The sequence below is a fragment of the Levilactobacillus senmaizukei DSM 21775 = NBRC 103853 genome (genome assembly GCF_001592085.1).
Lineage (GTDB): Bacteria > Bacillota > Bacilli > Lactobacillales > Lactobacillaceae > Levilactobacillus > Levilactobacillus senmaizukei.
In genome coordinates this window covers 21,743-36,263 of sequence record NZ_BCWD01000021.1, presented here as the reverse complement: position 1 = coordinate 36,263, position 14,521 = coordinate 21,743, and the positions used below count along the sequence as shown (strand labels likewise).

Here is a 14,521-nt window from a genome sequence, read left to right as displayed (position 1 = left end):
TTTTTATTATTGGGCTATAGCCAAGCGGTAAGGCAACGGGTTTTGATCCCGTCATGCGTTGGTTCGAATCCAGCTAGCCCAACTTTAACCAGTCACGGTGTGTGACTGGTTTTTTTGTGCGCTCAAACGTCTCTAGCTAATGAAAAATATTTAAATTTATCCACTCTCAGCAAGTTGTCCCCGGAATGGCGGGGACCGTTGATAACTGTATGACTAAACCTGACAGTTTTGGCATTGCTCTTGGGAAACGAGGACACAACGCCGTTATCTTAAAAAATTATAGTAGAAACCGTTATCCCCTTGACTGGTTGAGCTTCAATTGTAGCGTGCTACGGTGTATGTGGGTTATTTTGCAATCGACTAAATTAATTATGAGGTTTATGAAAATGGGGTGGCATGACATGCACGAAGAAAAGTTGACAGCTAAACATAAATTCTGCCGGTCGAGTTGTAAGTGGCTCTACGCCAGTGCAACGATGGTCGGTTTGAGTGCGGGGGTTTTAGCAGATGGGCACGTTGCGCATGCCGACACCGATACGGGAGACGCTGTCGCTACCAGCTCGTTGGTGGTGAACAGTCAATCTGGTACCGGGTCTAAATCGTCATCGTCATCAAGCGACAACATTCCAGGTGCTGGATCGACGGCTAATCCGGATGTCTGGCGCCGAGGGACCAGCCTGAAACAGGATGAATCTCAATCAGGCGCGAAGAAGGAGATTGCGACTGCAGCGAAGGTCGGCAGCCAACGGAATGTTAAGCCAGTACAGGACGATGAAACTAAAGAGAATAGACATGCAGGGACTGGTTTATCGGAGGATCCGGTGGGACAGGAGGATCCCCAAAGTTCTGCGGACAATCCGGTCACTAAGACCATTTCTAATGAGAACGTTCAGACGGAATTAACCTATGCGTTGAACGATCAGGGAACCGCATATACCGTCACGGGTTTTGCCAGTGGACATAGTGGCGACCATGCGACTAGTTTAGTCATTCCGGATGACTTTCTGGGTAAGCCAATCGTTGCCGTTGGTGCTGGAGCCTTCAAAGGGGCTGGACTGACGTCGGTTACACTCGGCCAAAAGATCCAGTGGATTGAACCCCATGCCTTTGAAGATAATGTGTTGAAGTCGATTGTTTTGCCGGACGGTCTTTGGTCCGTGGGGACGGAAGCCTTTGCAAATAATCAGTTAACCAGTCTCGACTTAAATCGAGTTGTTGCCATCAATTCTGGGGCATTTGAACACAATGCAATTACCAGCCTGGTCGTGCCCAATACCGTGACGGGAATTGGTGAACAGGCCTTTATGGCTAATGCCATTACAACGCTGGAGCTGGGTGATCAGGTCACGACGATTGGGACCAGTGCCTTTGAAAACAATGTCATCGGTGGCACGTTAGTGTTGCCGGATACATTGACCGGACTGGGTGTCCGGGCTTTTGCTAATAATCAGCTGATCGGGGTGACTCTCGATAGTGGATTAAGCGTGATTAATACGGGGGTCTTCAGTCACAACTTATTGCGGGGCACGCTAACGTTGCCAATCACGATTACCAGTGTTGGAGATGAGGCTTTCAGTCATAACCGACTAACCGGCCTGACCTTAAATGACACATTAACCTCGATTGGGACGGCGGCCTTTGCGCACAACTTGATTGAAAGTTCACTGACCTTACCGGAGAGCTTAAAGGAGCTGGGCGATCGGGCCTTCTACGATAATCGGCTGACGGCGTTAACGCTTAACCATCAAATTACTGGGATTGGAACCCGGACGTTTGCAGACAACCCATTGGCAGGAGTCTTGGATATTCCCGATAATATTACCCACATTGGGGAAGAAGCGTTTGATGGGGATGCATTGACTGGTCTAACCGGGGGCACCAAACTAGAAACGATTGAACAAAGTGCGTTCTTGGGCAACCACTTAGCAGGCGTTTTAAATTTAGCGGATACCCTGACGGTCATTGGTCATGACGCCTTTGCTGGTAATGATTTAAGTGGATTAATTGGCGGGGCTAATTTGGCAACAATCAACGATCGCGCGTTCGATGACAATCGGTTGGCGGGAATCCTCAAGTTGTCCGATACGGTTCACGATATTGGGCAGTATGCTTTTGCCCACAACGATCTCGCCGGTCTACAGCTGGGGGATGTCGTTAACAGTTTAGCAAACTACTCCTTTGCCTATAATGATTTGAAGAACATTAATGCTACTGGCAAGATTGGAACCATCGGCGACTTTGCCTTTGCGGGGCAGCGTAACCTGGACCATGTCGAAACGGATGCCCTGGTCGTTAATCAAAATGGGACCGTCACGACGACGGTCTTTCACGTCCGAACGGCCATCATGAAACGACTTGGCCTGAGTAATCTGAATATCGCAGGGTTGTCGTTTATCGATACGGATACCCAAGAAGTTTTGACCTACGATAGTGTCAACGACACGCTGACACTGCCATTGAACTTTGAGGGTGCCACGATTATTGTCAGTCTGAATACAGATAGCACGGATACTGGTCGCTATGGAGTCACCAACCTGACCCTCGATATGACCCGGCGAGTCGTTGCGGATGTTGCTATTCCGAGCAATCTGGTTGATGAGGGGATGAGCGATTATCTGGCGATCTTTGGTGCTGACAAGGTCGGGAATATGAAGGGACTAGTCGGGGACACGATTTTGGTCGACGTTCCGAACGTTCCGGGTTGGGTTGCGGACAAGGCCACCATTCAGGCCACGGTGAACGCTGATGGCACGATTACGGCGATCGAAGCTGTGATCTACTCGCCAGATACCAATCCTGATACCGGACACGATCAGCCGACTACCCCAACAGATCCAAGTGATCCGACTGATCCTCATGAACCAACGACGCCGGTTAACCCAAGTACACCAACGGCTGGCGGCAATGTGACGACGCCTACCGCTGGGGGTACCGTAGCGCCAGTGGTTGACGACCACAAGGCGGCCTTCATTGCCCCGGTGGTTCAGACGACTGTGAAGCCCCACTGGACTTATCGCGATTCATTGGACAAGAGCTCAAAGGCTGGGTTACCCCACTCTGGCACGCCAGGGATGGTCAACGGCCGGTTTAAGCAGACGGGCCAAGCGGATTTGGTCGCGTCAACTAACGGGCAAGTGCTAGTCAAGGAGCGGCAGGAGGCTGTCCCGGTCAAAACTTCAGCGGCAAAGCAGACGCTGCCACAGACTAATGATCACCAGACTGGCTGGCAGTGGTTAGGTTGGGCCTTGCTGACGATACTGGGGTGGCTAGGGCTGGCCCAGAAAAAGCGTCGGCAATAAGGGCCTATGACAAACCGGGAGTTACCGGGTGTTGCTTGTCCCACACTTTGGCCATACCATGTTACAACAAACGAGTCTGGGAGCTGTCCCAGGCTTTTTTTGTGACTTGTATAAAAAGAACGAAAAAACCTGAAAATAACGAGTTGTCAATCCGGACAGTCAATTGGATTTGAGGGGGATAATTCCGATCTGGTAAGCTTTCATAGACAATTATTAAAATGTGAGAAGAAAATGCAAAAAACTTTTTTCGCCACATAATGTGGTAAGTGTGGTGAGGCGATGCCGATCGTTTAGGGGGATCGCAATTTTCACTTACTGTTTGTGCATGGATAGTCGTTTGTGGAATAAACGATTATCGTGGAAGAGCCGCGGATAGGCAAAATAGTTACCCTAGTGTCCAATTAATTAAGGCTGGTAATTAATATTGGACGTGATACGATGAATAAACGTTGATTTTACAATGAATAAAGTGATGAATAAGGAGAAACCATGTTAGGACAAAATAAATGGTCCTCACGGCAGCGGTCGAGTCGCGGGTGGTTATTTGCCGGCGTGACCTTGGCTGCCCTGAGTGCCGGTTGGCTAACGGGGGTGCCATCGGCCAAAGCCGCAGATCAAGCGCCGGCTGCTAAGGCCGTGGTCGACGACCAGTCCAATCAGACCGTTGGCGGAATTGCCCTTTCGAATGATGCTGTCGTGGATCCCGGTGAGCAATTCCACCAGACGCTGGAGGGATCGGAGGCCGAAGCCGAAAACACCGGCGAACTTGAAACCGAAAGCACCAATGTGAGCCCAGAACCGGCGGGCGACAAGCAGTCCGTCACGCCGCAGGATCAGGTGGTCACCGAACGTTCAGATCTTGCTTACTCGCAGGATGAATTCGGTAACTATGTTGTGACGGGTTACACTGGAGAAGCCCAGCAACAGGCCGATGGTTCTGCACCCGTCGGCGGTTATTCCACGAGTATCACGATTCCGGATACCTATCAAGGTGCCGCGGTGGTCGGAATTGCCGCCAATGCATTTAATAATGATGATTCAGTGAATGACCACCTACAGATCGTCACGGCTTTAACCGCCGTAAAGTTGGGTGCTAACATTCAATGGATCGGAGCAGATGCCTTTAAGAATAATTTACTCATGAGCATCAGCTTGCCGGCGAGCACGTGGTCGGTTGGCGACGAGGCGTTCATGGATAATCAACTGACTATCGTTGACTTGAATCGTGTGGAGCAAATTAACCGGTCCGCCTTTCAAGGTAATGGCATCAAACAGTTGGCAGTTCCAGGCACCACGACGGCCATTGCCGCAAGGGCTTTTGCGGATAATGCCATTGTTCACTTGACCTTAGGGGATAAGTTGGGTGTGATTGATACCGCGGCTTTTCAGAATAACCAGATTCAGGGACAATTGGTATTACCGGCTAGCATGTGGGGATTGGGCGTTCAAGCGTTCCAAAGTAATCAAATCACTGGGATTACATTTAATGCCCAGTTGGCAGTGATTAATACCGCCGTATTTGATCAGAATGCGTTAACAGGAACCTTGACTTTGCCGGCGAGTGTCACGGCTATCGGAGACAACGCTTTTAGTCACAACCACCTGACTGACGTTCAGTTGCCGGATCGATTGACCCGGATTGGCACTGCGGCATTTGAAGGCAATCAGTTAGCCAAGGTGGTGTTGCCAGGAGCATTAACGGACTTAGGTTACCAGGCATTCAGAACCAACCGGTTGACGACGGTTAGCTTTGGCAAGCAGATCAATCGGATTGGCACGGAGACGTTTGCCCACAATAACCTGCAAGGAACGTTAATTTTGCCCGACACCATTACCAATATTGGCGAGGCGGCTTTTGCCGATAATCACCTGACCGGTGTCCAGTTAGGTAGTCGGGTTGCCAGTGTGGCAACTGATGCGTTTGTTCACAATGATTTACAACGCATCAACGCTAATGGTCGGGTTGGCAGTGTTGGTCGAGGGGCGTTTGCCGAACAGCGACACTTAACGGTGTCGGTCTTCGCGACCACGACGGTTGCTTTGGGTGTCAGAAGAGCCATTGGTCAGCAGTTGGGCTTGGCATATTTGGACCTGGAAGGCTTACAATTTATGACAAATGACGGGGGCAGCTTGGGTTACGACCGGGTTAATGATTGGCTGACACTACCGCTAAATTACTCTGGCGATACCTTGGTTCTACATCTAATGTCTAGCAGCGAAGATACCGGTGAATATGGTGTTCAAGCATTAACGTTACAGATTAGTCCAGCAATGGTGACGGCGCCGGTGACCATTGGCAGTAATCGCGGCGACCAAATTAGTACGCCCGTTACGGGCCAGGTCGGTCGTCAGGTGAGGGTGGCCGTTCCAATGATTGAGGGCTTCCGGCCGAATAAGGCCACGGTGATGGCAACGGTTAACCTAGATGGGACCATTACGACCAACGAGTTTGTCATGTACGTCGGTGGCCGTGGCGATCGTGGTGGATTACCTGATCCTGTGGACCCGGTTAAACCAGAACAGCCAACGCCGCCCGTTGTTCAACCGATTAGACCGGTTCTACCGGTGGCGCCGGTTGTCCCAGCGCCAACCACGGGGGGATCAAACGCTCGTCTCACATTGTATCGGGAAAATCATGAATCAGTTGGATTTACCGCGAATAGTGGTCAGTCTACTATTATTCAAATCATCAATGATCACCCACATGCGGATCGGGGGTTACCGGCAGTTGGGATCCGTCCTACGGGGAAACGGTCGCAGCCGGTAGTGGAACGTCGATCGGGTACGACGACCAGGCAAGAGCCCGCAAATCAGTCGGTAGCTTTGCCTCAAACCGGGGAAAAATCGACCTGGTGGCAGGCATTAGGTGTCGCGACGTTTGCCCTAATGAGCTTATTAGGACTAGGATTCAAGGATCGCCGATCTCGTCGTTCATAAAGTATTTTTACAAAAGTAGAGGTCGTTGATCAATCGTGGTCGGAGAAAATTCCAGCCCGGTCGATCGGCGAGTTGTCAGGAGCTGTGAGAGGATCCCAGCTCCTTTTGTGATCCCAGTTTCTCGCGACCGCACCGACAATTGACAATGCCCGTGAATTTCGCTAAAGTCGACTTAATTACCACGGTAGCTAGTTGAAGTTGGCGCCAGGAAGGTGGGAACAATGATGGCAACGCTTGTGGAACCAGAGGACCTGTATAAGTTACGACCTTTAGCGCAACCGGTAAGCGATGGTCAAAGAGTGTATTACATCGAAAGTCGATTGGACGAGGCTAAGAATCAGAGCTGTTCGGCCATTTATAGTGTGTCGCTAAGTGACGGCCACGATCGGCGGCGGTGGAGTCCAGCTGGCGTGACGGCGAATAAGCTGGTTCTGAGTGCTAGTCGGCGCTACCTGGCGTTTACTGGGGTTGTGGCCAACCATAGTCAGTTGTTTCTAGTGGATGTTTCTGGTGGGGCTCCGGAGCAGATTACCCATGGGGATGCTGACGTGACCGACTTAGTCTGGGCCATCGATGCTGATGCTTTGTACTATCAAACGACCGCCGGACCAGTTGCCAACGAGTTGCCGGCGGTCAAAGTCATCCAGCACTTGCAGTATCAGGAGAATGGGGTAGGGCTATTACCGCAGGATCGGCGGTATCAGTGCATTCGCTACCAGTGTGTGGATGGCGATCAATCACTAGTTCTCTCACGTACAACGCCATTTACCGTGAGTGCCGCCAATGAGGCCGGCCTCTTGTACAATCAGTCACGGTTACCCAACGATGAGCATGACTTTAGTGAGGGGGTCTACTGGCATTCATTTAATGATGATGTGGACCATCTTCTAAACGATTCTGTTCGCGCAGGAGCTTTCAGTCAGGCCCAGTTGAATCAGGATGGCCGCCACATTGTCATGTGGGGTCAGGATAATCACATTCCCAATGTTTCCCAGTTCCATGCTTGGTTGGGGGATGTCGTTGGTACCCCGGTCCGTGATCTTACGACGCCCCGTGACGTGGAAGTGGGCAATATGCTGGCCGTTGACAGCCAGCAGCGTCTGAGGGGCCAGTTTGTGGCGTGGCTAGATGCCACCACCGTCCTGACCTTGGAAAACGAACAGGGGCGGTTGAGCTTGGTCAGCCAAGGCATCAATGGCGAGCAGGAGCCTCAGATTCTTTTAGGCGGCGATCGGGCCATTACGGACTTCAGCGTGGTCGATGGCCGGACCGTGGTATTCACGGAGACGACGATGACCAGTGTAAGCCGGCTGAAGGCCTTAGACTTGGTGTCTGGCATCGAACGGGACCTGGTGAACCCCAACGTTACCTATGAAGCCAAACACGCGCTGGTGGACGGAGAACGCTTCATTTTCAAGGGAGCTGGGGATTGGCCGATTGAGGGCTGGTATTTCGCCCCGGTTAACCACCGGGAGCAGCATCCAGCGGTGTTGTATGTCCATGGCGGCCCGCAGGTCGACTTTGGCTACGGGTTCTATCATGAGTTGCAGTATTTGACGGGACAGGGTTATGGCGTGATTGCCATTAATCCGCGAGGTGGCAACAGTTACGGCCAGGACTTTGAGGCGGCGGTGATTGGGCATTATGGTGAGGGGGACTTCGCCGATCTCATGCTAGGTGTCGACGCGGCCCTTGAGCTGGATCCGACGATTGACGACCAACAGCTGTGTGTGACCGGTGGCTCCTATGGGGGGTTCATGACCAACTGGATTGAAACCCACACCAACCGGTTTGCGGCCGCCGTGACGCAGCGTTCGATCGCCAACTGGATCAGCTTCTATGGGACCAGTGACATCGGGTATTACTTCACGCCGTGGGAGCTGCAAGCCGGGATGCAAGATATTCAGGCTTTGTGGCACTTCTCACCCTTGGCGTACGTTGAGCGAGCGCAGACACCGATCTTGATTCTACATGGGGAGGAGGACCTCCGCTGTCCAACGACGCAAGGTAAAGAGTTCTTTGTTGGTCTCAAAGAGGCTGGGGTCGAAACCCAATTGGTCTTATTTCCCCAGGCGAACCATGACCTGTCCCGATCGGGATTACCTAATCTACGCATCGACCGTTTGAAACGAATTAATCAGTGGTTCCAGGACCACTTGCCCAAGGAGGATATGAACGAATGAAAATTGGATTTATTGGTGTCGGTGGAATGGCTAAGGCCATCATTGCCGGATTACTCAAGACGAAAACGTTCGCACCAGAAGAGATTGTCGTGCACAGTCGACGTGCGGAAGTTTATGGTCCCTATGCCAAAGAAAACGGCTTGGTTGCGGCTGCCAGTAACGAAGCTGTGGTGACCGCCAGTGACCTTGTTGTTCTAGCCGTCACGCCCAACGTGGCGCAAGATGTTTTGGCCGGCGTTCAGCCGGCGTTTGAAACGGGAAACCATCTCTTACTTTCAATCGTTGCGGGGTTTTCATTAGATGAAATCGCCAGTGTGGTGGGCCAACAGGTGCCAACGCTCAGAACGCTCCCCAATTTGAACGTGGCAATCGGTGCCGGGATGACCGCCGTGGCGGCTAACGATGCTTTAGTCGGCGACGATCTAGCCGCGGCCCGGAACGTCTTCGAGTCGATTGGGTCGACAACCGCCTTGGCCGAAGACCAGTTTGGGGTCTTCAGTGCCCTAGCCGGTAGTTCACCGGCCTTTATCGATTTCTTTATTGATAGCCTGAGTCGGGCCGGGGTTAAGCATGGTTTGAGCAAGGATCAGGCCACGAAGATCGCCGCACAGGCTACTTTAGGCTCGGCGCAAATGGTCTTAGCCAGTGATCAGATCCCATTTGCTTTAATTGATCAGGTGTCCTCACCAGGTGGGAGCACGGTGGCAGGGCTATTAGCTATGGAAGAAGCCGGCCTTATGACGGCCGTTGTGAAGGGCATTGATGCCACTATCAAGCGGGACGCTGGTGGGCCAGCCTAAGTCGTGATGATTAAAATTGTCTACGCGTGTGAGTTGCCATCTTGGTCTATACCGATTATAATGAGAACATAAGTGAGTTGTGGTCATTGATGAGGAGGAGACCCATGAGTATTGTTTTAAAGCACGCGAAGATTTACACCGGAGATGACGTGATTGCGGATGGTTATATTCGCTTTGACCGTCAGATTGAAGCAGTTGGTCCCGTTGCCGATTTTCGGCCATTACCAGCCGATGAGATCCACGTGGTGAAGGGCCAGACTATCGTCCCGGGGTTCATTGACGTTCATAGTCACGGGGGCTATGGGTACGATAGTATGGATGGCGATCCGGATCAGATTGACCGGATGGTTAATTTGATGGCGCAAGAGGGGATCACGGCCATCTTTCCAACGACGATGACCCAGTCCAATGAAGCGATTGACCACGCGATGCAAGGGATTGCGACTGCAGCCGAACGCAACCCAATTATTCAGGGGGTTCACCTCGAAGGACCCTTTATCGCGGCAATCTTCAAAGGTGCGCAACCCGAGAAATATATCAAGGATCCCAACGTGGCACTGCTTGACCGGTGGAACCAATTATCCGGTAAGCGGGTAAAGTTAATTACCTATGCGCCCGAGGATGCTGGTGCCAAGGACTTTGAAACCTACTGCTTGGCGAATGGCATCGTGCCATCCGTGGGTCACTCCAATGCAACCCGTGAACAACTCCTAGAGAGTCGGGCGACTCACGTGACGCATTTGTACAATGCCCAACGGGGCTTGCGACACCGGGAGCCTGGTGTAACTGGCCATGCGATGTTGGAAGATAGCCTTTACTGTGAATTGATCTGTGATGGCTTCCATATCGTCCCCGACATGATTGAGCTGGCATTCCGCCAGAAAGGGGCCAGTCGACTGGAACTTGTCACGGATTCCATGCGGGCCAAGGGGATGCCAGAAGGCGTTAGTGAACTTGGCGGCCAAAAGGTTATTGTGAAGGATCGGCAAGCTCGCTTGGAGAGTGGGAACCTGGCCGGCTCCGTTCTCCGGTTCGATGAGGCCTTCAGAAATGTCATGGCTTTTACCGGTTGTGACGTGGCTGCTGCCGTTCAAATGAGTTCTGTAAACCAGGCGGAGGAGTTTGGCCTTACCCAAAAAGGTAAGTTGACAGTGGGTCGAGACGCCGATCTGAACCTGATGACTAGCGACCTGAATATCAAAAAGACTTATAGCCTGGGTCGGGACATGCAGGCGGTTTTAAATAATAAATAGTTGGATTTCAAGAAGGGACGTTGAGTAGTGTGAGCTCACCGATTTATATTCAAATTCATAATGACATTAAACGAGCAATTGAGGCTGGTAAGTGGGCCGTTGGCGACCGGATACCGTCTGAACGAGAATTGTCCCGTGATTTTGATGTGAGTCGAATGACGCTTCGTCAGGCGATTCAAACGTTGGTTGACGAGGGGATCCTAGAGCGTCAGGTGGGTTCTGGAACTTACGTTGCCAATCAAAAGGTGCAAGAAAAAATGTCCGGGGTCACGAGTTTTACCGACCTCATGTTGACCCAGGGCAAACAACCAACTAGCAAGACAATCTCGTATCACGTGATGAATCCATCATTGAGTGAAGCCGAAAAGCTAGAACTGAGTGAGGACGACCGGGTCTTACGGATGGAACGGATTCGTTACGGGGATGATGTGCCGATTTGTTTTGAGGTGGCGACAGTTCCAGAAAAGCTGGTGGATGGTCTCAACAAGAAGGAAGTTACGAGTTCACTCTACCGAGCATTGGAAGACAAGAAACAATTGAACCCGGGAAAAGCTCAACAAACAGTGTCGGCGATGTCCGCCTCCGAACGTATTGCGGAGTACCTAAAGATTAAGCGGGGCGACGCAATTCTGCGGTTACGGCAGGTAACCTACCTTCAGGATGGGACGCCGTTTGAATACGTGCGGACTCAATACGTTGGGGAACGTTTCGAGTTTTACTTAGAAAAGTAATCAAAAATGCCTCACAAAACGAGCCAGTTACTGACTCATTTTGTGAGGCATTTGTTGTGAATTAGACTTGATTGGTTACCGTCGCTGCTGCTTAACCTGTTGGCGAACCAAGCGGAGGTACTGTGGTATGACCGCAATTCGTTTGAGGCGCTTGGGTTCCTTAACGGTTCGGTAAAACCATTCTAAATGGTGGGTTTGCCAGAACTTTGGCGCGCGGTCGACCATGCCGGCCAGGACGTCAAAACTGCCACCGACACCCATCCACAGACCGTTGGTAACGTGGCGATGGGCCTGGATGAATTCTTCTTGTTTGGGAAAGCCCAAGGCCGTGAACACCATATCGGGCTGTTTAGCTTGGATGTCCTGGACGATGGCAGTATCGTCGGTGAAGTAGCCGTCGTGCAGTCCTGCGATGGTCAGTCCGGGAAAGCGTTCGGGAAGGATCTTGGCGAGTGCGTCAATGACGGCCGGTTTGGCTCCCACAAAGTAGGCGGAGCGATGGGATTCACTTCCCCAACTCAGGAGGGCTTCCAAGGTATCGTATCCCGTAATGCGTTCAGGGAGTGGTTGCTTCAAGATTTTAGCGCCGTCCAGGATTCCCACGCCGTCTGGCGTAATGAAGTCGGCGGTGTGCAGGAGACCGTGGTAGGCCGAGTGGTTGTGGGCGTACATCACAATCTCAGGATTGGCGGTCACCACGAAGGTGTTCGTGTGGTTAATAATTCGGTCCTGTAAGACCGGCAACAGTTCTGCCGCGGTAGTTTTGACGAAGGGAACGTCGAGGACGTTCACGGTGGGGAAGATCGTTTGCATGGCAGTGACTCCTTTCAAGGATAGTCATGGGAACTAATTAAGGCTCCATGATGGTATTAAAAATTATGACGCTCTATGTATTTCATGCTAGAATAAGCCCATTAGAAGTAAAAAACAGGCATAAAAAATCGGTTACTGACCGACTAAGGGAGTAAGTTTATTATGACTAATTTGTATCCAGACGACAGTTATACTCTGCATACGGATGCGTATCAGATTAATATGATCCAGACCTATTTTCAACAAGGCATTGCCGATAAACACGCGGTCTTTGAAGTGTTCTTCCGTGACATGCCTTTTCATAACGGGTATGCCGTTTATGCGGGACTGGAACACATCGTCCATTATATCCAAAATCTACATTTTTCCCAAACAGATATTGATTATTTACGAGAAGCTGAAGAATATCCAGAAGAGTTTTTGACTTATCTCGAGAATTTCAAATTTACCGGAACAGTCCGTTCGGCGGTTGAAGGGGAATTGGTCTACGCGCATGAACCCATTCTTCAAGTGGAGGGCCCCTTGGCCGACTGCCAACTGGTTGAAACGGCCTTATTAAATATTATTAATTATCAAACCCTAATTGCCACTAAGGCTGCTCGGATTCGTTCCGTGGCCGGGGATGATGCCCTGATGGAATTTGGGACCCGGCGAGCACAAGAGTTTGATGCGGCTATTTGGGGTACTCGGGCCGCCTATATCGGTGGCTTCAATGCCACTTCTAACGTTCGGGCGGGGAAAATTTTTGGGATTCCGATTAGTGGGACCCACGCCCATGCCCTGGTCCAGACGTACGGCAATGATTACGATGCGTTCAAGGCTTATGCAACGACGCATCATGATTGTGTCTTCCTCGTGGACACCTATGACACCTTACGAAGTGGTGTGCCGACTGCCATTCGGGTGGCTAAGGAAATGGGCGACCAGATTAATTTCCAAGGTGTCCGGATTGATTCCGGGGACATGGCCTACCTGTCCAAACGAATCCGACAAAAGTTGGACGAGGCAGGCTTCCCGAACGCTAAAATCTTTGCCTCGAATGATCTTGATGAAAAGACTATCCAAAGTTTAAAGATGCAGGATGCCAAGATAGATGTTTGGGGGATTGGCACGCGACTCATCACGGCCTTCGACCAACCTGCGTTGGGAGCGGTCTACAAGATGGTGGCCATTGAGGGTGACGATGGCGAGATGCGGGCAACGATCAAGCTTTCTAACAACGCCGAGAAGGTCACGACGCCGGGCAAAAAGCAGGTTTGGCGGATTACCAAGAAGGCGGACGGCAAGTCCGAGGGGGATTACGTGACCTTGATTGATGAGGATCCGCGGACTGAAGAGTCTCTGTTTATGTTCCACCCTAGTTATACCTATATCAACAAGACCGTGACGGACTTCAATGCGCGCCCGGTTCTCCAAGATATCTTTAAGGATGGCGAGTTAGTCTACAAGTTACCAACGCTTTCGGCTATCCGTGATCGCTGTCGTGGGGCCTTAGCCAATCTCTGGCCAGAATACAAGCGCGATCTGAATCCACAGAAGTATCCCGTAGACCTTTCGCAAGATTGTTGGGATAACAAGATGGCCATCATTAAGGACATCCATGACTACGTTCATAAGTTACCGGAATAAGGCTTCAAGTAGATGGGGGTAAGCGACATGCGAGCTATGCAACAGGAAATTATCGAGGCATTAAAGGTTCAACCAGAGATTGACCCGGCCACCGAAATTCGACGGAGTGTGGATTTCTTGAAGGACTATTTAAAGCGCTATGCCTTTTTAAAGACATTGGTTCTGGGGATCTCCGGTGGGCAGGATTCGACGTTAGCCGGTATCCTATCTGAGCAAGCGGTGACCGAATTACGCCAGGAAACGGGCAATGAAGATTACCGATTCGTTGCGGTACGGTTGCCGTATGGCGACCAGGCGGATGAGGACGACGCCATGATGGCGATTGACTTCATGGGTGCCGATGAAGTGCAACGCGTGAATATTCAGCCGGCCACGGATGCCATGGTGGCAGCAGTCAGTGCTAACGAAGCCAATATCAGTGACTTCAATAAGGGTAATATTAAGGCCCGGCAACGAATGATTGCCCAATACGCCATTGCGGGTGCTCGAGCCGGTGCTGTGGTTGGGACCGACCACGCGGCCGAAGCGGTCACGGGCTTTTACACCAAGTATGGTGACGGTGCGACCGATATTTGTCCGCTGTGGCGCTTAGATAAGCGGCAAGGCGCCGCCATGCTGCGCTATTTGAACGCGCCAACCCACCTGTACGAGAAGGTGCCCACCGCCGATCTGGAAGATGATCGGCCGGCACTACCCGATGAGGCCGCATTGGGCGTTCGCTACGTGGATATCGATGACTATTTGGAGGGTCGGTCGGTGTCCGATGAGGCCGCGGCAAAGATTGAGGCCTGGTATCGCAAGACGGCCCACAAGCGGCACTTACCGGTCAATGTCTATGATACTTTCTGGAAAAATAATCGTTAACGGAGGCAGTCA

General features: G+C 51.5%; 9 protein-coding genes and 1 tRNA gene. 9 read left to right on the top strand and 1 reads right to left on the bottom strand.

The genetic code is table 11. The features are described from left to right. The first annotated feature begins 10 nt into the window (after positions 1-10). The 7 genes from LSE01S_RS08225 to LSE01S_RS08195 all read left to right on the top strand — a co-directional run bounded on the left by LSE01S_RS08225 (position 11) and on the right by LSE01S_RS08195 (position 11,203). Positions 11-82, top strand: a tRNA-Gln gene (locus LSE01S_RS08225). 304 nt (positions 83-386) lie between these two features. Beyond that, positions 387-3,299, top strand: coding sequence for a leucine-rich repeat domain-containing protein (locus LSE01S_RS08220; protein ID WP_061777154.1), 2,913 nt, complete (start codon positions 387-389; stop codon positions 3,297-3,299). Between the two features lie 489 nt (positions 3,300-3,788). After that, positions 3,789-6,236 carry a leucine-rich repeat domain-containing protein gene (locus LSE01S_RS08215; RefSeq protein ID WP_061777153.1) on the top strand — a complete coding sequence of 816 codons (2,448 nt, stop codon included), beginning with the start codon at positions 3,789-3,791 and terminating at the stop codon, positions 6,234-6,236. Positions 6,237-6,457: 221 nt separating this feature from the next. Then, complete coding sequence (locus tag LSE01S_RS08210; RefSeq protein WP_061777152.1) at positions 6,458-8,419, top strand: S9 family peptidase; 1,962 nt, start codon at positions 6,458-6,460, stop codon at positions 8,417-8,419. After that, positions 8,416-9,219: a pyrroline-5-carboxylate reductase gene (gene proC, locus LSE01S_RS08205; protein ID WP_061777151.1), complete on the top strand. Its 804-nt coding sequence runs from the start codon at positions 8,416-8,418 to the stop codon at positions 9,217-9,219. Before LSE01S_RS08210 ends, proC begins: the two co-directional genes overlap by 4 nt. Positions 9,220-9,323: 104 nt before the next feature. Further along, positions 9,324-10,472: an N-acetylglucosamine-6-phosphate deacetylase gene (nagA, locus tag LSE01S_RS08200; protein ID WP_061777150.1), complete on the top strand. Its 1,149-nt coding sequence runs from the start codon at positions 9,324-9,326 to the stop codon at positions 10,470-10,472. Between the two features lie 29 nt (positions 10,473-10,501). Beyond that, a complete protein-coding gene (locus LSE01S_RS08195) occupies positions 10,502-11,203 on the top strand; it encodes a GntR family transcriptional regulator (RefSeq protein WP_061777149.1) in 702 nt (233 codons plus the stop codon). Positions 11,204-11,278: 75 nt separating this feature from the next. On the opposite strand, the gene LSE01S_RS08190 is transcribed toward LSE01S_RS08195, so the two are convergent. Then, the gene (locus tag LSE01S_RS08190) at positions 11,279-12,016 is read right to left on the bottom strand and encodes a WecB/TagA/CpsF family glycosyltransferase (protein WP_061777148.1); all 738 of its coding nucleotides are present in this window, start codon (positions 12,014-12,016) and stop codon (positions 11,279-11,281) included. 162 nt (positions 12,017-12,178) lie between these two features. On the opposite strand from LSE01S_RS08190, the gene LSE01S_RS08185 reads away from it, so the two are divergent. Both LSE01S_RS08185 and nadE read left to right on the top strand, forming a co-directional pair. Beyond that, complete coding sequence (locus tag LSE01S_RS08185; protein ID WP_061777147.1) at positions 12,179-13,645, top strand: nicotinate phosphoribosyltransferase; 1,467 nt, start codon at positions 12,179-12,181, stop codon at positions 13,643-13,645. Positions 13,646-13,672: 27 nt separating this feature from the next. Further along, the gene (nadE, locus tag LSE01S_RS08180; protein WP_061777146.1) at positions 13,673-14,509 is read left to right on the top strand and encodes an NAD(+) synthase; all 837 of its coding nucleotides are present in this window, start codon (positions 13,673-13,675) and stop codon (positions 14,507-14,509) included. Positions 14,510-14,521 lie beyond the last annotated feature (12 nt).